Source organism: Cellulomonas xylanilytica, from assembly GCF_007989805.1.
Classification (GTDB): Bacteria; Actinomycetota; Actinomycetes; order Actinomycetales; family Cellulomonadaceae; genus Cellulomonas; species Cellulomonas xylanilytica.
In genome coordinates, this window is record NZ_BJUB01000006.1 from 164,393 (window position 1) to 182,382 (window position 17,990).

18 protein-coding genes are annotated in these 17,990 nt (G+C 72.9%); 9 read left to right on the plus strand and 9 right to left on the minus strand.

Annotation, left to right across the window (positions count from 1 at the left end; genetic code table 11):
* Positions 1 to 131: 131 nt before the first annotated feature.
* Positions 132 to 1,205 (plus strand): acyltransferase family protein, encoded by a 1,074-nt coding sequence (locus CXY01_RS10820; protein WP_186813374.1) that lies wholly within the window; start codon positions 132 to 134, stop codon positions 1,203 to 1,205.
* Positions 1,206 to 1,217: 12 nt separating this feature from the next.
* Here the strand turns inward: CXY01_RS10820 and CXY01_RS10825 are convergent, their stop codons facing one another.
* A complete protein-coding gene (locus CXY01_RS10825; protein ID WP_146927434.1) occupies positions 1,218 to 2,117 on the minus strand; it encodes a glycosyltransferase in 900 nt (299 codons plus the stop codon).
* 122 nt (positions 2,118 to 2,239) lie between these two features.
* On the opposite strand from CXY01_RS10825, the gene CXY01_RS10830 reads away from it, so the two are divergent.
* The 4 genes from CXY01_RS10830 to CXY01_RS10845 are packed head-to-tail and all read left to right on the plus strand — an operon-like array spanning position 2,240 to position 5,739.
* On the plus strand, positions 2,240 to 3,334 hold the full coding sequence (locus CXY01_RS10830; protein ID WP_146927435.1) for a glycosyltransferase family 4 protein: 1,095 nt from the start codon (positions 2,240 to 2,242) through the stop codon (positions 3,332 to 3,334).
* On the plus strand, positions 3,331 to 4,596 hold the full coding sequence (locus tag CXY01_RS10835) for a polysaccharide biosynthesis protein (protein ID WP_146927436.1): 1,266 nt from the start codon (positions 3,331 to 3,333) through the stop codon (positions 4,594 to 4,596). The genes CXY01_RS10830 and CXY01_RS10835 overlap by 4 nt, the downstream gene beginning before the upstream one ends.
* A 10-nt stretch (positions 4,597 to 4,606) precedes the next feature.
* Positions 4,607 to 5,350 carry a glycosyltransferase family 2 protein gene (locus CXY01_RS10840; RefSeq protein WP_146927437.1) on the plus strand — a complete coding sequence of 248 codons (744 nt, stop codon included), beginning with the start codon at positions 4,607 to 4,609 and terminating at the stop codon, positions 5,348 to 5,350.
* The gene (locus CXY01_RS10845) at positions 5,347 to 5,739 is read left to right on the plus strand and encodes a DUF2304 domain-containing protein (RefSeq protein ID WP_146927438.1); all 393 of its coding nucleotides are present in this window, start codon (positions 5,347 to 5,349) and stop codon (positions 5,737 to 5,739) included. Before CXY01_RS10840 ends, CXY01_RS10845 begins: the two co-directional genes overlap by 4 nt.
* Here the strand turns inward: CXY01_RS10845 and CXY01_RS10850 are convergent.
* From CXY01_RS10850 to rfbD, 3 genes are all read right to left on the minus strand, one after another.
* Positions 5,712 to 7,694, minus strand: a complete 1,983-nt coding sequence (locus CXY01_RS10850) for a DUF7657 domain-containing protein (RefSeq protein ID WP_146927439.1) — start codon at positions 7,692 to 7,694, stop codon at positions 5,712 to 5,714. The two genes, CXY01_RS10845 and CXY01_RS10850, sit on opposite strands and share 28 nt — an antisense overlap.
* Positions 7,691 to 8,566: an NAD-dependent epimerase/dehydratase family protein gene (locus CXY01_RS10855; RefSeq protein WP_146927440.1), complete on the minus strand. Its 876-nt coding sequence runs from the start codon at positions 8,564 to 8,566 to the stop codon at positions 7,691 to 7,693. The genes CXY01_RS10850 and CXY01_RS10855 overlap by 4 nt, the downstream gene beginning before the upstream one ends.
* A 114-nt stretch (positions 8,567 to 8,680) precedes the next feature.
* The gene (gene rfbD, locus CXY01_RS10860; protein WP_146927441.1) at positions 8,681 to 9,535 is read right to left on the minus strand and encodes a dTDP-4-dehydrorhamnose reductase; all 855 of its coding nucleotides are present in this window, start codon (positions 9,533 to 9,535) and stop codon (positions 8,681 to 8,683) included.
* A gap of 88 nt (positions 9,536 to 9,623) precedes the next feature.
* Between rfbD and rfbC the strand changes: the two genes are divergently transcribed.
* Together rfbC and CXY01_RS10870 are read left to right on the plus strand one after the other, a co-directional pair.
* Positions 9,624 to 10,241, plus strand: coding sequence for a dTDP-4-dehydrorhamnose 3,5-epimerase (gene rfbC, locus CXY01_RS10865; RefSeq protein ID WP_146927442.1), 618 nt, complete (start codon positions 9,624 to 9,626; stop codon positions 10,239 to 10,241).
* Positions 10,242 to 10,246: 5 nt separating this feature from the next.
* A complete protein-coding gene (locus tag CXY01_RS10870; protein WP_222594531.1) occupies positions 10,247 to 11,356 on the plus strand; it encodes a glycosyltransferase family 4 protein in 1,110 nt (369 codons plus the stop codon).
* 14 nt (positions 11,357 to 11,370) lie between these two features.
* On the opposite strand, the gene CXY01_RS10875 is transcribed toward CXY01_RS10870, so the two are convergent.
* Positions 11,371 to 12,417: a lysylphosphatidylglycerol synthase transmembrane domain-containing protein gene (locus CXY01_RS10875; protein ID WP_146927443.1), complete on the minus strand. Its 1,047-nt coding sequence runs from the start codon at positions 12,415 to 12,417 to the stop codon at positions 11,371 to 11,373.
* Positions 12,414 to 13,106, minus strand: a complete 693-nt coding sequence (locus tag CXY01_RS10880; protein ID WP_146927444.1) for an acyl-ACP--UDP-N-acetylglucosamine O-acyltransferase family protein — start codon at positions 13,104 to 13,106, stop codon at positions 12,414 to 12,416. The genes CXY01_RS10875 and CXY01_RS10880 overlap by 4 nt, the downstream gene beginning before the upstream one ends.
* A 166-nt stretch (positions 13,107 to 13,272) precedes the next feature.
* On the opposite strand from CXY01_RS10880, the gene CXY01_RS10885 reads away from it, so the two are divergent.
* The gene (locus CXY01_RS10885) at positions 13,273 to 14,373 is read left to right on the plus strand and encodes a DegT/DnrJ/EryC1/StrS family aminotransferase (RefSeq protein ID WP_146927445.1); all 1,101 of its coding nucleotides are present in this window, start codon (positions 13,273 to 13,275) and stop codon (positions 14,371 to 14,373) included.
* The gene (locus CXY01_RS10890) at positions 14,370 to 15,341 is read left to right on the plus strand and encodes a Gfo/Idh/MocA family protein (protein ID WP_146927446.1); all 972 of its coding nucleotides are present in this window, start codon (positions 14,370 to 14,372) and stop codon (positions 15,339 to 15,341) included. The genes CXY01_RS10885 and CXY01_RS10890 overlap by 4 nt, the downstream gene beginning before the upstream one ends.
* A 68-nt stretch (positions 15,342 to 15,409) precedes the next feature.
* Here CXY01_RS10890 and CXY01_RS10895 read toward each other — a convergent pair whose 3' ends face one another.
* The 3 genes from CXY01_RS10895 to CXY01_RS10905 are packed head-to-tail and all read right to left on the minus strand — an operon-like array spanning position 15,410 to position 17,981.
* Complete coding sequence (locus tag CXY01_RS10895) at positions 15,410 to 16,597, minus strand: glycosyltransferase family 4 protein (RefSeq protein WP_146927447.1); 1,188 nt, start codon at positions 16,595 to 16,597, stop codon at positions 15,410 to 15,412.
* The gene (locus tag CXY01_RS10900; RefSeq protein ID WP_146927448.1) at positions 16,594 to 17,043 is read right to left on the minus strand and encodes an acyltransferase; all 450 of its coding nucleotides are present in this window, start codon (positions 17,041 to 17,043) and stop codon (positions 16,594 to 16,596) included. Before CXY01_RS10900 ends, CXY01_RS10895 begins: the two co-directional genes overlap by 4 nt.
* Before the next feature lie 5 nt (positions 17,044 to 17,048).
* Positions 17,049 to 17,981: an NAD-dependent epimerase/dehydratase family protein gene (locus tag CXY01_RS10905; RefSeq protein ID WP_146927449.1), complete on the minus strand. Its 933-nt coding sequence runs from the start codon at positions 17,979 to 17,981 to the stop codon at positions 17,049 to 17,051.
* Between the last annotated feature and the right edge of the window lie 9 nt (positions 17,982 to 17,990).

Consider the following 17,990-nt stretch of genomic DNA (forward strand, 5'->3'; position numbering starts at 1 on the left):
CCGGTCCCGGCCTCTGGCCGGCACCGGGTCCCACGGCCGTTCACGGCCCGTCCGGCGGTGAACTACGGTTCTGCTTGGCAACAGACCGGCGGCCCGGCATCGCGTCGTCCCAGGATGAAGGAGCACGCGCGGTGGCGGGGTCAGCCGGTCGTATCAACAGCCTGCAGTGGCTGCGCTTCGCTGCCGCGTTCGCCGTCCTGCTGTACCACGGTGCCGCCTACCTGAGCATCATGCGGGGCGACCAGTGGGCCGTCAGCGTCGTCCCGTCGTGGCTCGGGGCCGTGGGCGTCGCGGTCTTCTTCGCGCTGTCGGGCTACCTCATGAGCGTCATGATGATGCGCTACGACGCGAGCAGGTTCCTGCTGCACCGCGTGGTGCGGCTCTACCCCATCTACTTCGTCATCGTCGGCCTGGTCGTCCTCGCCGGGGTCTGGTCCCCGATCAAGCCCCCGCTCGACGTCAACGCCCTGCTGCTCCTGCCCTACGGTGGCTCGAGCTACGCGCTCGGGGTCGAGTGGACGCTCGTCCTCGAGATCGTCTTCTACATCTTCGTCGCGGTCCTCATCGCGTTGAAGCTGCAGAAGTCCGCCGCGTCCGCGCTCATCGGCTGGCTCGGGCTGATCCTGATCCACAACGTCCTGCGGCCCGACAACCCCGCGGTCAACGTGTTCCCGGCGCACCAGCTGCCGTTCATCGCGCTCAACACCGCGTTCGCGTTCGGCATGCTGCTGCCGCTCGTCGTCACACGCTGGTCACCGCACCCGGTCCTCGCGCTGATCCTCGGCACGGCCACGTGGCAGCTGGGCTCGAGCATCAACGTCACCTGGAGCCGGTGGGGTCTGGGGTTCGGCGCCGCCCTCGTGGTGCTGAGCCTCGTGCGGTTCACGGGGTGGCGGACGCTGTTCGGGGACACCACCCTGGGCCGCCTGGGCAACCACCTGGGCAACTACAGCTATGCCCTGTACCTGGTCCACGTCCCGGTGATCCGGACCGTGTACGCGGTCTTCCCGCTGCTCAGTCCCCGCCGCTCGTTCCTCCTCGCGGTCGTGGTGGCCCTGCTGCTGTCGATGCCGCTCGGCTGGCTCGACATGCGCATGTACCGGACCCTGCGGGCGCGGGTCGACGCCGGCACGCCGCGCGTCCTGGCGATCTGCGCCTCGGTGTTCGTCGCCCTGTTCGCCGTGCAGCTCGTGCGCTTCTTCTGACGGACGGCGGGGTCAGGCCTGCCGCAGCGGCACGACCGCGTGGCGCACGAGCGGGCCGACGCCCGAGAGCCCGCGTGCCCGCACCGCGGCGGGTGCCAGCGTGAGCGCGTGCAAGCGCGACGTGACGTGCCAGCGGGCTGCTCGAGCCGCCCGGTGCCAGCCCTGCGCGTCCGCGAGCCCCGCTGCGAGCGCGAAGTAGTCCCGCTCCCCCGCGAACCGTGAGCCGTCGAACGCCTTCGCCGACGACGCGCTGGACGCGTGCCGCCGGTACTGGAAGCAGGTGCGTGGCTCGACGAGCACGGAACCGCCCGCGAGCACGAGGTCCACGATGATCGCCAGGTCCTGGATGATCGGCATCCCGTCGCGGAACGGCACGCTGGTGAGGGCGTCGCGGCGGAACGACAGGGACGGCCAGTAGAGCCAGTCGGCCTGCAGGAGGCTCGCCGCGAGCGCCTCGCCCCGCAGCAGGCGCCCGTGCCGGGTCGCCCGGGCGCGCAGCCGGTCCTTCACGACGTCGCCCAGCGGGCGCACGACCGTGCCGTCGGCGTCGATGACCTGGACCCCCGGCTGCACCACGGAGGCCTCGGGGACCCGGGCGTGCGCCGCCAGGACGGTGCGCACGTAGCTCGGCAGCAGGACGTCGTCGCAGCCCAGCAGGACGACGTGCTCCTCGGTGGCCATCGCGACGCACGACCGGTAGTTCTCGGTGATGCCGACGTTCGACTCGTGCCGCACGTACCGGACGCGCTCGTCGGCGATCCCCTCGACGAAGGCCTGCGGCCGCGGGTCGGGGTAGGCGTCGTCGACGACCGTCAGCAGCCAGTCGTCGCTGTCCTGCGCGAGGACGCTGTGGACGGTGGTCTCGAGGAGGTCGGGGTCGCCCCAGTACGGGATGAAGATGTCGAGCGGCACAGCGGCGAGCCTAGTGGTTGTGCGGGTCACACCCGACGACGGCGTCGGGCTGCACCGGCGTGCACCAAGATGGTGCCCTGTCGGGCCGGCGGGTCCGACGCGGACCCACCAGAAGGAGCCTCATGTCGCAGGGCCAGACCCGGCTGCGGGTCGCGGTGTCGATGCCGACGCTCGTCCCGGGAGGCATGGGCGGCACCGAGACGTACACCCGCGAGCTCCTCACCGCGCTCGCGCGTCGGGACAACGTCGCGGTCCACGCGTTCGTCCCCGCGTCGGCGCGGGGCACCAGCGGGGACGTGCCGGAGACCGTCCTGCCGGGCGTCGGACGACGCAGCGGGACCCTCGGCCGGCTCGACACGCTCCTGCAGGCGGGCGTCCTGCAGCGGAGCCGGATCCGTCGCCTGCTGCAGCCGGCGGACGTGGTGCACCTGCCCTTCACGGTCAACCTCCCCGCCCCTCGCGGACCGGCCGTCGCCGTCACGCTGCACGACGTGCAGCACCTGGACCTGCCGCACCTGTTCACCCGCGTCGACCACGCCTACCGGCGCGTGTTCTACGAGAACGTCTCCCGGCACGCGGACGTGGTCATCACGATCAGCGAGTTCTCCCGGGAGCGGATCGTGGAGCACCTCGGGCTTGCCGACGACCGCGTCGTGGTGGCGCCGCTCGGGGTGGACACCGAGGGCTTCACCGTCGCCGGCCCGGAGCAGCGGGAGAACTTCGTGCTCTTCCCCGCCCGCAGCTGGCCGCACAAGAACCACGCCCGGCTGGTCGAGGCGGTCGCCCGCCTGCGCGAGGACGACCCCGAGCTGCGCCTGGTGCTGACCGGTGGCGCGCTCGACAGGCTCGGCCCGCTGCCGGAGTGGGTCGACGTCCGTGGCCTGGTCCCGCTCGCGGAGCTGCGTGACCTCATGCGCCGGGCCCGCGTGCTGGCGTTCCCGAGCCTGTACGAGGGCTTCGGGCTCCCCCCGCTGGAGGCGATGGCGTCCGGGCTCCCGGTCGCGTCGTCGAACGCCGGCGCCCTGCCCGAGGTGTGCGGGGACGCGGCCGTGCTGTTCGACCCGACGGACGTCGACGCGATCGCCGACGGGATCACCCGGGCGTCGGCCGACCACGAGCGCCTGCGGGCGGCGGGTCTCGAGCGTGTCCGTCAGTTCACGTGGGACCGCAGCGCAGCGCTGCACGAGGAGGCGTATCTCGCCGCGGCACGGTCGTGAGCGCCCCCGCCGGTGACCGCTCGGCCGCCGACGCGCGGCCGCCGTCCGCGATCGGCCGCGGGCAGGCCACCCGGGTCGCGGTGGCGTCGGTCGTCGCCGCTGCCGGTGGGTACGTCGTGCTGGTGCTCGCGTCCCGCACGCTGACGCCGGCCGCGAACGCCGACTTCCTCGCCTTCTGGGCGCTCATGTTCGCGATGTTCGGCGTCCTCGCGGGGGTGCAGACCGAGACGACCCGGGGCGTGCGCCGCGCCGCCCAGGACGGCGTCCACGGTGCGCGGGCCCTGCCCGTCGGGCTCGCCGTCGGGGCGGTGCTCGCCGTCGTGATCGCCGGGACGTCACCGGTGTGGGCGCGCCGCGTGCTCGGCGAGAGCCACGTCGCCGACCTCGTCGTCGTGGTCGTGGCCGTCCTGCTGTTCGCCGGGCACAGCACGCAGGCCGGCGCGCTGTCGGGGGCGGGGGCCTGGAACCGGTTCGCCGACCTCGTCGGGCTGGAGGCCCTCGTCCGCGTCGCCGCCACCGCCGTCGCCGCCGGGGCGGGCGCGGCCGTCGCGGGCTTCGAGGCGGCGGCAGCGGCCGGCGCGTGCACGTGGCTCCTGCTCCTGCTGGTGCCGCCCTACCGCCGGACGCTGGGCGCCCGGGTCGACGTGCCGTGGCGCGGCTTCGTCCGCGGCCTGTCCCACGCGATGGCGGCGGCCGCGGCGAGCGCGGTCCTGCTCGTCGGGTTCCCGGTGCTCCTGCGGCTCACGTCGGCGCCGGCGGAGTTCGCGACCGCCGCTCCCCTGATCCTCGCGGTCTCCCTGACGCGCGCACCCCTGCTCATCCCCCTCGGTGCGTTCCAGGGCGTCGTCATCACGCACGTGCTGGAGCACCGGGACGAGGGGCTCCGGGCGCTGCGGCCGGTCGTCCTGGCGCTCGTCGCCGCCGGGCTCGTCGGCTCGGCGCTCGCCTTCCTCGTCGGCCCCGCGCTCATGACCCTCCTGTTCGGTCCGGCGTACGACGTCTCCGGTGGCGTCCTCGCCGGCCTGACCGCGGCCGCCGTCGGCCTGGCGCTGCTGACCCTGACCGGAGCGGTCACCGTCGCGCTGAACCTGCACCGGGCCTTCTCGGCGGGCTGGGTGGTCGCGACGCTCGTCACGGTCGCCCTGCTGCTCGGCCCCTGGGCCATCGAGGTCCGCACCGTGACGGCGCTGCTCGTCGGACCGCTGGTCGGCATCGTCGTGCACCTCGTGGCCCTGCGCCGAGCGCGCACCGCGCGCCGGTAGAGTGCGCGCCATGCAGCACCAGCCGTCCCGCCGGTTGCTCGCCATCATCCCCGCGTGGAACGAGCAGGCCACGATCGCTGCCGTCGTCTCGGAGATCCGCGACGCCCTCCCGGACGCCGACGTCCTCGTCGTCAACGACGGGTCGACCGACAGCACGAGCAGCCTCGCGCGGCGCGCCGGCGCGGCCGTCCTGGACCTCCCGGTCAACCTCGGCGTCGGCGGCGCCATGCGCGCCGGCTACACGTACGCGTTCCGCGCCGGGTACGAGCGCACCGTCCAGCTCGACGCGGACGGCCAGCACGACCCGCGGGGCGTCGCCGAGCTGGCGCGCGTCATGGACGCGGAGGGCGCCGACATCGTCATCGGTGCGCGGTTCGCCGGCGTCGGCGGGTACGAGGTCCGCGGCCCGCGGCGGTGGACCATGCGCCTGCTGTCGGTCGTCCTGTCCCGGGTGACGGGGACGCGGCTGACGGACACGACCTCGGGTCTCAAGCTGTGCGCGCGCCCCGCGATCCGCCTGTTCACCTCGAACTACCCCGCCGAGTACCTCGGCGACACGATCGAGTCCATCGTGATCGCGTCACGGGCCGGGCTGCGCATCCGGCAGGTCGGCATCGAGATGCGGCCCCGGGCCGGCGGCAAGCCGTCGCACAGCCCCATCAAGGCGGCCGTCTTCCTCAGCCGCGCCCTGCTGGCCCTCGTCGTCGCCCTCAGCCGTCCTCGTGAACCGGTACCCGGAGGTCCCGACGCATGACCGCGTACCCCTTCGCGCTCGCGATCAGCGCGGTCGTCGTCCTGCTCCTGCTCTGGCTGCTGCGCAGCCGGCGGCTCAAGGAGAAGTACGCGGGCCTGTGGATCGTGCTGGCGCTCGCCGTCGTCGTCCTCGGCGTGTTCCCCGACCTCGCGGGCTGGCTCGCCCGGCTCGTCGGGGTGCAGACCCCGATCAACCTCGTGTTCCTGCTCGGGTTCGTCGCGGTCCTCGCCGTGTGCATCCAGCTCAGCGCGGAGCTGTCACGGGCGGAGGAGTCCAGCCGCACCCTCGCGGAGGAGATCGCGCTCCTCGGCCTGCGGGTCGAGCGCGTCGAGCAGGCGCCGGCTCGTGCGTCCGACGGAGCTCAGGACGCGGACGACACGACCTCGTAGACGCGGTAGGTCGCGTCCGGGGTCGTCGTGCTGGCGATCTCCTGGACGCAGTCCTGGTCGAGGGGCTCCGACGTCGCGACGTAGTCGACGTGCTGCTGCGCGAAGGCCTCGCACGAGTCGAACCGCAGGGTCAGCGCGTCCGCGGCCGGGAGCGCGATCGGCGCGGCCGCCGGGTCGGCGGTCCAGCCGACGTACGCGTAGCGGTTCCAGGCGGACTCGTGCTGGCCCGTCGGGTCGATCAGGTCCCACATCTCGTCGGACGGCCAGCCCTGGACCCCGCTGAACGAGGGCACGCCGGACTCCCGCAGGACGGCGACGACCGCACCGTCGTCGAGACCGACCCAGGTCCCGGGGTCCTCGGTCTGCACCTCCTCGACGAGCTGGCCGAACTGCGTCTCGCGCAGGTCGAGCACGCCCCGGTAGAGCGGGACGACCCCGGCCACCATCGCGAGCGCCACGACCGCGACGACAACCGACGGCAGGGTCGCCCGACCGCGCGCGTAGAACCAGATCGCTGCCGCGAACGCCAGCACCAGCACGGGCCACGCCCAGAACTCCGCGAGGATCTGCGGCGCGTCCGCGCTCAGGTGCAGGGCGACCAGCGCGTGCGCGCCCAGCACCAGGGCCACGGAGACCGCCGCCACCCACCGGGCCGGCGGGCCCTCCTGGGACACGCGGTCCACGACGACGACGAGCAGGAGCAGGGCGACGAGCCCAAACCCGACGATGAGCCGCGGGAGGCTGGTCAGGTCGAGCAGGAGCAGCGACGCGACGGCGTCCCACCCGGGCACGTACACGAAGGCCACCAGCACGACCAGGACGGCGAGGAGCGCGGCCAGCGTGCCGTCGACGCGGCCCGGCCGTCGCCGGGGCCGGAGCAGCACGAGCGCGACCGGCAGCAGGTAGAGCCCGGTGAGCAGGAAGCTCGACCCCTCGCTCGCGTTGATCGCGAAGCCCTCCGGGGTGGACGCCCGCAGCCCGATGCCGAAGACGCCGGCGAACATGGGCGCCCAGGGGAACTGCGTGGAGTCGCCGGCGGGCCAGCGACGGTCGCCGGGGTACTCGGTCGACGTGATGTCGTCGAGCGTCGCCGCGTGCGAGGTGAGGAACAGGACCAGGAGCACACCGGCGACCGCCCCGCCGACGAGCAGCGGCACGAGCCGGAGCAGGCGCGTCCGCCAGGCGAGGTGACGGGCGTCGACCAGCGTGCCGAGGACGAACGCCGCCGCTACCAGGGCGGCGGGCACGAGGAACGGTGGGTACATCGTCATCGCCGCGACGACGGCGACGTAGGCCGTGAGCCCGGCCGTGACCCAGTGCACCCACGGACGCGCCACGCGGACGGCGACGACGACGCTCAGGCAGACCATCACCGCGAACGTCAGGGGCCAGAACGTACCGGCGCCGAACCACCACTGCGTGAAGGGCGAGAAGGCGAACGCGACCGAGACCGCCAGGGCCGCCAGCGGCTTGCGCCACACGACGACGACCAGGGTGTGCACCGCGATGCCGAGCGCGACCAGCGGGAGCCACCAGCGCAGGGCGAACGCGTTGTCGAGCGGGAGGACGCCGAACCCGAGGTTCTGCGGCCGGAAGACCGCCCAGACGTCGCGGTAGGGGACGTCGAAGAGGACGGAGACGTCGAGACCGCCCGGGATCACGCGGCTGAACCGGGGCATCCCCTGCTCGATCTGCCCGATGAGCAGCGGCGTGGTCACCATCCACTCGTCGCTGCGCAGGCCACGTGGACCGCCGAGCAGCAGCCGCGGGTCCTGACCGCCGTAGAAGTCGCGGTAGAACGCACCGGACGAGGAGCCGTTGATCGTGGTGACGACGAGCACCGCGAGCGCCAGGAGGTACGCCGCGACGCCGATCAGCACCTGCCAGCGCAGGCGCAGGCCGTTGAGCGTCCGCAGAGGGCTCAGCGCGCGGTCGAGGGCGTGCCGGGCCTTCACCGCGGTGCTGCCGCGTCGCGGGCGGCCGCCTCGCGCTCGAGGACGTCGCGCACGAGGGTGGCGTCCCCCCAGATGCCGGGCGAGTCGTACGGCCGGTCCGGGAACCGGCCGTAGTCCAGCTCGATGTCCAGCCCGCGGTCGCGGATGAACTGCTCGGCACGCTCACCCAGCGACATCGGCACCCCGGAGCAGCAGTTGATGATCCCGGTGACCTCGTCCTGGAGCGTCACGGCGGCGATCTGCTGCGCCAGCTCACCGACGTCGAGGAAGTCGTAGAGGTTGCGGCCGCTGGTGAACGGGAACGTCCGCTCGCCGCGCGCCGCCGCCGCGGCGATCTTGGAGAAGACCGACGCGTTGCCCTCGTCGTCGCCCGTCACGTAGAAGCAGCGGAGCCACTGCAGCACGGTGCCCGAGCCGGCGAGCTCGATCTCGAGCGCCTGCCGGAGCGCGTTCTTGGCCACCCCGTACAGCGAGAGCGGGCTGGTCGGCGTGCTCGCGACCACGGGGCCCTCGTGATACCCGACCTCGTGCATCGACCCGATGACGGCGAGGCGGCCCACCCCGCTGCGCGCCAGCTCCCGCAGGAGGTCCAGGTGCTGGGGCAGACGCTCCACGTGGACCGGGGCGTTGTGCACGAACCCGGCCTCCCAGGCCAGGTGCAGGCACACGTCCGGTGATCCCAGCCGCTCGAACCGGTCGCCGGGGTCGGCGAAGATGTCGGCGTCGATGCGCCGGACCCCGGGCGGCGGCGGTGCGTCCGCGGGGTTGCGCTCGACGGTGACGACGTCGGCGTCGCGCTCGACCAGTGCCTGCACCACGTGGCGGCCGATGTAGCCGCCCGCCCCGGTGACGAGGACGACGGGGCGCGTCATTCCGGCCGCGCCATCGTCGGGCGACTCACGACTCGCATCCAGACTCTCCACCTGCCGTGACCGTCGCGGTCCTGCTCCGGACGGCGAAACCTGCGGCGAAAGGTACCACCGCGGTCACTGCTCGGGCGCCAGGACCTCCGCGGCCGCCGCCTCCCACCGCTGCGCCCAGTCCGCGACCGGTGCGACACCCACGTCGGCGAAGCGGTCGTGGCCGAGGACCGAGTACGGGGGGCGCGGGGCCGGACGCGTGAGCCGGTCGCTGGTCGTGGGCCGGACGATCTCGGGGTCCAGCCCGGCGGCGGCGACCACCGCACGGGCGAACTCGAACCAGCTCGCGGTGCCCTGCGAGGTCGCGTGGTAGATGCCGCCCGGCGCTCCCGCCGTCACGAGGTCGAGCACGACCCGCGCCACGTCCTTGGTCCACGTCGGCTGGCCGACCTGGTCGTCGACCACGTCGAGCCCGCCGCGCTCCGCGGCGACACGCGCGATGGTGCGGGGGAAGCAGCTGCCGTTGCGCCCGTAGAGCCAGGCCGTCCGCACCACCATCGCGTCCGGGCCGCCGGCGAGCGTCGCCCACTCGCCCGCGGCCTTGGTGCGGCCGTACGCGGAGCGCGGGGCGACCGGACCGTCCTCGGCGTAGGGCTGCGTCGCGTGACCGTCGAAGACGTAGTCGGTCGAGATCTGGATCAGCCGGGCGCCGTTGCGGCGCGACGCGGCGGCCAGCAGCGAGGGTGCGACGGCGTTGAGCGCGAACGCGTCGGGCTCCTGCGTCTCCGCGTCGTCGACCTTGGTCCAGGCGGCGCAGTTGACCACGACGTCGTGGCCGGGCACCGCTGCGGCGACGGCGTCGACGTCCAGCACGTCGAGCGTGGTGCGGTCGGCGGCGGTCACCTCGGCGCCCGCGGCGCGCAGCGTCGCCACGACGTCGGTGCCGAGCATCCCGGCCGATCCCGTCACCAACCAGCGCACGACTGTCTCCCTGTATCGCTCCCGACTACGGCGGCCAAGGTTAGCCGCCTAGAGTGGCTCGGCACACATCGACCAGAGGAGACCACCCGTGCAGTTCCGCGAGCTCGCCGTTCCTGGCGCCTGGGAGATCACGACGAAGCAGTTCGGCGACCCCCGGGGGGTCTTCCTCGAGTGGTTCAAGGACGAGGCCTTCCAGGAGGCCGTCGGCCACCCGCTGGACCTGCGGCAGGCCAACTGCTCGGTCTCGGCCGCGGGGGTGCTGCGCGGCATCCACTTCGCCGACGTGCCGCCCGGTCAGGCGAAGTACGTGACCTGCGTGAAGGGCGCGGTGCTCGACGTCGCGGTCGACATCCGGGTCGGGTCGCCCACCTTCGGCCGGTGGGACGCGGTGCTCCTCGACGACACCGACCGCCGCGCCATCTACCTGTCCGAGGGCATCGGGCACGCGTTCATGGCGCTGGAGGACGACTCGACGGTCGTCTACCTGTGCTCCACCGGCTACTCGCCGGGCCGCGAGCACGGCATCCACCCCCTCGACCCGGCGATCGGGATCGACTGGCCCACGACGGACCGGCAGGGCCGCAGCATCACCCCGCAGCTGTCCGACAAGGACGTCGCCGCGCCCACCCTGGAGGAGGCCCGCGGCCAGGGCCTGCTCCCGACGCTCGAGGACGTCGAGCGCTACGTCGGCTCGCTGCGCGGCTGACGGGCGTGGCCGACCCCCACGGCCTGCGCGTCGCCCTCACCGTCGAGCAGGTCTGGCAGCGGACGCCCGGCGGCTCGGGCACGTACGTCGTGGAGCTGAGCCGCGCGCTGTCCGAGCAGCCCGGCGTCGACGCGGTCGGCATCGCGGCGTGGCACCGTGAGCCGCCACCGTCGGCCTGGCCGGTGACGATCCCGGTCCGCCGCGCGCCGCTGCCCCGGCGTGCGCTCTACGACGCGTGGCAGCAGCTCCACCTGCCGCGCGCCGAGCACCTGGTCCGCGGCACGGACGTCGTGCACGCCACTACCTGGGCCATCCCGCCCACCCGGCGGCCGCTCGTGGTCACGGTGCACGACCTCGCGTTCCTGCACGACCGCAGCCACTTCACGGCCCGCGGCAACGCGTTCTTCCGACGAGCCCTGGACCGGGTGCGTGACGACGCCGCCGCGGTGGTGGTCCCGTCGCAGGTCACGGCCGACGAGTGCGTCGCCGAAAGGATCGACGCGGCGCGGATCACCGTCGTGCCGCACGGCGCCCGGGTGACCCGCCCGTCCGCCGCGGCCCTCGCCGACTGGCGCCGGCGGCACGGCGTCGTGCGCGACTACGTGCTGTGGTGCGGGACGGTCGAGCCGCGCAAGAACCTGCCCACGCTCCTGGCCGCGTACCAGCAGGCCGCGCTGGCGGACCTCGACCTCGTCCTGGTCGGCCCGCAGGGCTGGGGCCGGCTGCCGGCGACCGGTGCGGAGCTCGACCACGGCCGGGTGCACGTGCTCGGTTCGCTCGACCGCCCCGACCTCGACGCGGCCTACGCCGGGGCGCGCGCCTTCTGCTTCCCCTCCATCCGGGAGGGTTTCGGCCTGCCCGTGCTCGAGGCCATGCACCACGGCGTGCCGGTGGTGACGTCAGCCGGCACCGCGTGCGCGGAGGTCGCCGGCGACGCCGCGCTGCTCGTCGACGCGCTCGACGTCGACGCGCTCGCCGAGGCGCTGGTGGAGGCCACGGGCGCCCGCCACGACGAGCTCGCCGCGCGGTCCACGCAACGGGCCGCGGCCTTCTCGTGGGAGCGGTCGGCCGAGACGACCGTCAGCGTCTACCGCGAGGTCAGCGGCACGCACTGACCGGTGGGCGGCCCTCAGCGCGGGAGCGGCTGCGCGTGGTCGCCGACCAGCGACGCGTTGGGGTCGTGCAGGATCTCCGGGTGATCCTGCTCGTCGACCGCGGTGTGCTCGAGCGACCGCCGCTGCACGAGGACCGCGACGAGGGCCGCGGCCCCGGCCACGAGCAGGTCCGCGACCGTGAAGATCAGGCGCGACGCGACGGCGAGCCCCGTGGCCGCACCGGTCGTCATCACGGTGCCCAGCGCGGCGATGATGATCGCCTCGCGGACTCCCACGCCCGAGGGGAGGAAGACGGCGAACAGTCCCGCCGTGAGGCCGATGGCGATGGTGCCGACGCACAGCAGGAGCGTCGCGATGCCGGGGTCGACGAGCGAGTTCGCCAGGATCCAGAGGTGGACACCGAAGCACGTGTAGGAGAACAGGGCCCACCCGAACGACCGCGCGACGACGCGTCCGCCGAGGCGGTGCTCGAGCGGCGGGCGGCGCAGCACGCGGAAGACCAGCGACGCGATGTACGTCATGACGCGCGGGAGCAGGCAGACCAGACCGAGCGGGAGCAGCGCGAACAACCACAGGAGGTCCTGGTGGCCGTCCATCACCACGGGGATCGCGGCCAGCCCCAGCACGAGGGAGGCGACGACGCCGATCCCGGCGGCGAACAGGCTGGCGGCGAACACCCGCGCGCGGGCGATGCCGTAGCGACGCCCGAGCTCCATCTGCAGCACGTACGCCCACACCGAGCCGGGCACGTACTTGCCGAGCTGCCCGACGAGCACCACCTGACCGCCGCGGGCCACGCCGACCTTCGGCCCCATGTCGTCCAGGAGCGCCTGCCAGCTGAGCGCGCCCGCCACGATGCCGACCACCACGGCGACGAACGACGCGGCGATGGACAGCGCGTTGACCTGGCGCAGCGCGACCTTGACCTCGTCCCACTGGTAGACCACCTGCCAGACGGCGGCCGCGACGACGACGACGATGAGCACCCAGCGGCCGACCACGAGGAGTCGCTGCTTGCGGGTGCGGGCCGGCGCCTCGGGGACGAGCTGCTCGTCGGTCACGGGCCGGACACCTTCTCCCAGGTGAGGAAGTCGTCGCGCAGGGAGGGCGGGACGTCGTCGGCGCCGGGCACGATGCCGCGCTCGTAGAACGCGGCGATGGCGTCGACCGCCGACTCGTCGAGCCCGCGGCGGGTCATGCCGACCCGGTTGGCACCCTGCACCCGTGCGGGGTTGCCGAACGCGAGGGCGAAGGGCGGGACGTCCCGGGTGACGACCGATCCCATGCCGACCATCGCACCCGCGGCCACGAAGCGGCGCTGGTGCACGACCGTGCCGAGGCCGACGTTGGCCCCCGCGCCGATCCGCACGTGCCCGCCCATCGTCACCGTCGACGCGAGGGTGCAGCCGTTCTCGATGACCGAGTCGTGCGCGACGTACACCTTGTTCATGAGGAAGCAGTCGTCGCCGACGACGGTCGGGTGCTTCCACCCCTGGTGGATCAGCGTCTGCTCGCGGATCACGTTGCGGTGGCCGATGGAGATCCCCGGCCCGGAGGCAACGGACTCCCACTGCGCCCCGTGCTCGACGCCGCGCACCTCGGGTGGCGTGCCGAGCGTGACGCCGGGGCCGATCCAGTTGCCGTCGCCGATCTCGAGCGGGCCGTACAGGACGACGTACGGTCCGATCACGTTGCCGTCACCGAGGACCACGCCGTCACCGATGACGGCCGTGGGATGGATCGAGTTCATGTTCCTCCGAGCGCAGACATAGCAGACCAAGGTTACCGGGCGATGTGCGCGGCCCGCGCCTCGACGGCGTGTCAGGCGGCTGACCAGCACCCATGCGGCGATATGTGCCTCCGCTGGTACCGTCGTGGCCGCATCCCACCAGCCGCACCCCGAAGTCGAGGTTGTCGTGATCCCCATCTCCTCCGTCGAGCTCGGTCCCGAGGTCGAGGCCGAAGTCCTGAAGGTCCTGCGATCGGGCATGATCGCGCAGGGGCCGGTGGTCGCCGAGTTCGAGCGTCGCTTCGCCAAGCTGACGGGCGTCAAGCACGCCGTCGCCGTCAACAACGGGACCACTGCTCTCGTGGCGGCGCTGCAGGTCCAGGACCTGGAGCCCGGTGACGAGGTCGTCACCAGCCCGTTCACGTTCGTCGCCACGCTCAACGCGATCCTCGAGGCCGGCGCGACGGCGACGTTCGCCGACATCCGCGACGAAGACTTCAACCTCGACCCCGCGGCGACGGAGGCGGCCCTGACCGACCGGACGCGCGTCGTCATGCCCGTCCACCTGTACGGGCAGACCGTCGAGGCGTCCGCGTTCACCGCCCTGGCCGAGCGCCGCGGCCTGGTGCTCGTCGAGGACTCGGCGCAGTCGCACGGGGCGACGTTCGAGGGCCGCGCCGCGGGCAGCTTCGGCATCGGGTGCTTCTCGTTCTACGGCACCAAGAACCTCACCACGGGTGAGGGCGGCATCATCACGACGGACGACGACGGGATCGCCGACCGGCTGCGGGTGCTGCGCAACCAGGGCATGCGTGCGCGCTACCAGTACGAGGTCGCCGGCCACAACTACCGGCTGACGGACCTGCAGGCCGCCGTCGTGCTGCCGCAGCTCGACCGGTACGCCGCGAAGGTCGCCGACCGGCGCGCGAACGCCGCTGCCCTGATCGAGGGCCTGCAGGACGTGCCGGGCCTCGTGGTCCCCCGCCAGCTGGCCGGCCGCGAGCACGTCTGGCACCAGTTCACCGTCCGGGTCACGACGGACGCGGCGGTCAGCCGCGACGAGCTCGTCGCCCGGCTCACCGAGGCCGGGGTCGGCAGCGGCATCTACTACCCCAAGCTCGTCTTCGACTACGAGACGTACCGCAACCACCCGCGGGTCCGCATCAGCGACGTCCCGGTGGCCGCGCAGGTCGTGACCGAGGTCGTCTCGCTGCCCGTCCACCCCCGCCTGTCGGGCGACGACGTGCAGCACGTCGTCGAGTCCGTGCGCAAGATCCTCGGGGCATGACCGTGGCCGCTCCCCGGATCCTGCTCGTCGGCGCGGGCGCGATGGGCTCGCTGCACGCGCGCGTCACCGCCCAGCACGCCGGTGCCGAGCTCGTCACCGTCGTCGACCCCCGGCCCGAGGTGGGGCAGGCGCTCGCCGACCGCTTCGGCGCCACCTGGCGTCCCGAGATCGGCTCGCTCGCCGACGTCGACGCCGTCATCGTGGCGGCCGCGACCGAGGCCCACTTCGGGCTCGCCCGCGAGGTCCTCGAGGCCGACGTCCCGCTCCTCGTCGAGAAGCCGGTCACGGACCAGCTCCCGCAGACGATCGAGGTGCTCGAGCTGTCCGCCGCGCGGGGCGTCCCGATCATGTGCGGCCTGCTCGAGCGGTACAACCCGGCCGTCCTGACCGCGCGCACCATGCTCGACTCGCCGATCCACGTCACCGGCGTGCGCCACTCCCCGTACGCGCCGCGCATCCGCACCGGCGTGGCGTGGGACCTGCTCGTGCACGACGTCGACCTCGCGCTCCAGGTGATCGGTGGCGACGTCGCGCACATCGAGGCCGCCGTCGGTCACTTCCACCCGGCGTCCGCCGCCGGCGCCGAGGACGTCGTCGAGGCGCTCCTGCGGTTCGAGTCGGGAGCTGTGGCCAGCGTCTCCGCCAGCCGGCTGGGGCAGCGCAAGGTACGGACGCTGACCATCCACGAGCTGGACCGCCTCATCGAGGTGGACCTCCTGCGCCGGGACGTCACCGTCTACCGGCACGTCTCGGGCGAGGCCGCCGACGACGGTCGGGGCTACCGCCAGCAGACGATCATCGAGATCCCCGAGCTGGTGACGTCGCAGGAGCCGCTCGCCGCCCAGCTCGACCGGTTCCTCGGCATCCTGGCAGGCACCGTCGACGCGGACGCCGAGCGCGCCAGCATCCTGCCGTCCCACCAGGTCGTCGCCCGGGTCAAGGACGTGAGCGCAGCCGTCGCGGGCTGACCCCGTACGACGAGAGGCGCGAGCCGGACCGGCAGGTCCCGCTCGCGCCTCTCGTCGTACCGGTCCGGTCAGCCCCGGTCGGCCACCATCTTCTCCAGCACGTCGAGGTGCTGGTCCAGGACGTGCTCGAGCGAGAACGACTCGTGCACGACCGCCTGGGCGTTGGCACCGACAGCACGTCCGCGCACGCGGTCGCGCAGCACCTCGCGCAGCGCCGACCCGAGGGCGGCCACGTCGCCGGGCGGGACGAACCACAGGTCCTCGCGGTTGCGCAGCGGGATCGTCGGGAAGTTGTCCTCCCGAGCCGGCGCGACCACCGGGACGCCCGCGGCCATGGCCTCGAGCGTCGCGGTGCCGAGCCCGATGCCCTGCTCGTGGGACTCCACGTCCGCCGCCGCGAGGAAGTCCGGGACCTGCGCCTTGGGGATCGCACCGACCGAGATCACCGACGAGCGGATGCCCAGCTCGTCCGCACGCTGCTCGAACGCGTCGTAGTACACCTTGCCGACGACCACGAGCTTCGCGTCCGGGAACTCCGCGAGCACGTCCGGCATCGCCTCGACGAGCGCGACCCGGTCCCGCAGCGGGATCACGTGGCCGAGCGACAGGATCATCGGCACCTGCGGGTCCAGCCCGAGCGCGGCCCGCGCCGCCGACCCGTCCCCGCCCGCGGTCCAGGCCGGGTCGACACCGACCGGGATGTAGTCCAGGCCCCGGTAGGCGCCCTTGTACCGGCCCTTGATGTACTCGTCCATCAGGACGTCCATGACGACGACGCGCGGCTGCGAGACCCGCAGCGCGGGCTTGACCATCGTGGCGTCCAGGACGCGGAACACCCCGTGGTAGTGCGCCTTCGGGTTCTCCAGGCGCGTGTGGACGCTGAGCAGCACCGGGACCTGGTGCCGCCGGGCGTACATCCCCGTCGCCCACGTCAGGTCGAAGAACTGGCCGTGCTGGTGGATGACGTCCGGCCGGAAGTCGTCGAGCAGCGCGGCGAGGCGACGACCCAGGCTCGGCCGCGAGGCGAACGAGATGTCGAAGCTCACCGCGAGCCGGGTCTCCGGCAGGGAGACCGAGGGCAGCCGGACGATCCGCAGCCCGTCCCGGACCTCGCGCGCCGGCGCGTCCCCGTACGAGGCCGTCACGACGAGCACGTCGTGACCTCGCTCGGCGTAGCCGCGGGCGAGCGCGTCGGCGAGGTGCGAGCTCCCACCCACCCGAGGCGGGAAGAAGTTGTTGACGACGACGATCCTCATGCGTCCTCCGGCACCCGGACGAACGCCGGCGTGCCGTCCTCGTCGAGCTCGACGGTCGAGACCACGCGCGCGGGGACACCCGCGACGACGACGCCGGCGGGGACGTCGTGCGTGACCACCGCGCCGGCGCCGATCACCGAGCCCTCCCCGATGGTCACGCCCATGGTGATGACGGCGTTGGCGCCGACGAACACCCGGTCGCCGATGGTCACCGGCGCACGGTCGACCGTCGGGTACCGCCGGCCCGAGACGCAGCGGCGCGCGCTGCTGTGCGTGTAGATCTGCGCGCCGGCGCTGATGTCGCACCCCGCACCGATGGTCAGCCCGCCGGAGCCGTCGATGACGGTGAAGGCACCGATCCAGGTGCCCTCACCGATCGACGGGTCCCCGACGATCCAGGCGAGCTCGTGGTACGGGTTCTCGGGGAGGACCCCCGGGCGACGCACCTGGGTCAGCCGCCGTTCCGGATGAGGTCGGCCATCCCGTCGCCCACGGCGATCGTCGGCTCGAAGCCGAGGATCTCCTTCGCGCGCGTCACGTCGGCCGCACGGCGGCTGACCAGGACGTCGCGCGGGTTGAAGATCGGCTCCACGTCGGCGCCGACGGCGTCGATGAGGATCCGGGCCAGGTCGGCGATCGAGGTGTCGATGCCGGTGCCGACGTTGACGGGCACGTTCGCCTTCTCCGACTCGAGGGCGAGCACGACCGAGCGCGCGATGTCGTGGACGTGGATGAAGTCCATCGACTGCTCACCCTTGCCGTCGATGACCGGGGCCTCGCCGTTGCGCAGCCGGTTGACGAAGTGGTTGATGACCGACGTGTAGTACGCCGTCGTCTTCTGCCCGGGGCCGTACACGTTGAAGAACCGCAGCGCGATCCACGAGAGGTTCGCACGACGCTGGTAGTAGCCGAGCAGGTCCTCGCCCGTCCGCTTCGCGATGCAGTACGGCGTCAGCGGCGACAGCTCGTCGTCCTCGTGCATCGGGAGCTTCTCCGGGTCGCCGTAGACCGACGCGCTCGACGCGAACACGAGGCGCTCCACACCGTGGTCGGCGGCCGCCGCGAACACGTTGTGGCTGCCGATCATGTTGATGTCCATCGACTCGTACGGGTCCGACTGGCTCTTGTTGATCGACACCGCTGCGAGGTGGACGACGTGGCTGGCACCCTTCATCGCCTGGTGGACCGCACCGCCGTACCGGACGTCCTGGTCGATGAGCTCGACGTCGCCCGTCTGCGCGAGGGCGGCGACCGCGTCCCGGTCACCGCGGAACATGTTGTCGAAGATCCGGACCTTGTAGTCCTTCTCCAGCAGCATGGGGACGACGTGGAGGCCGATGAACCCGGCACCACCGGTGATGAAGACGGTCTTCTTGTCTGCCATGACGAACTA

Excerpts from the sequence above, each read along its gene's own strand:
- CXY01_RS10830 (WP_146927435.1), top strand. The coding sequence starts at position 2,240 with ATGTCGCAGGGCCAGACCCGGCTGCGGGTCGCGGTGTCGATGCCGACG.
- CXY01_RS10840 (WP_146927437.1), top strand. The coding sequence starts at position 4,607 with ATGCAGCACCAGCCGTCCCGCCGGTTGCTCGCCATCATCCCCGCGTGG.
- CXY01_RS10845 (WP_146927438.1), top strand. The coding sequence starts at position 5,347 with ATGACCGCGTACCCCTTCGCGCTCGCGATCAGCGCGGTCGTCGTCCTG.
- CXY01_RS10855 (WP_146927440.1), bottom strand. The coding sequence starts at position 8,566 with ATGACGCGCCCCGTCGTCCTCGTCACCGGGGCGGGCGGCTACATCGGC.
- CXY01_RS10880 (WP_146927444.1), bottom strand. The coding sequence starts at position 13,106 with ATGAACTCGATCCATCCCACGGCCGTCATCGGTGACGGCGTGGTCCTC.
- CXY01_RS10890 (WP_146927446.1), top strand. The coding sequence starts at position 14,370 with ATGACCGTGGCCGCTCCCCGGATCCTGCTCGTCGGCGCGGGCGCGATG.
- CXY01_RS10895 (WP_146927447.1), bottom strand. The coding sequence starts at position 16,597 with ATGAGGATCGTCGTCGTCAACAACTTCTTCCCGCCTCGGGTGGGTGGG.
- CXY01_RS10905 (WP_146927449.1), bottom strand. The coding sequence starts at position 17,981 with ATGGCAGACAAGAAGACCGTCTTCATCACCGGTGGTGCCGGGTTCATC.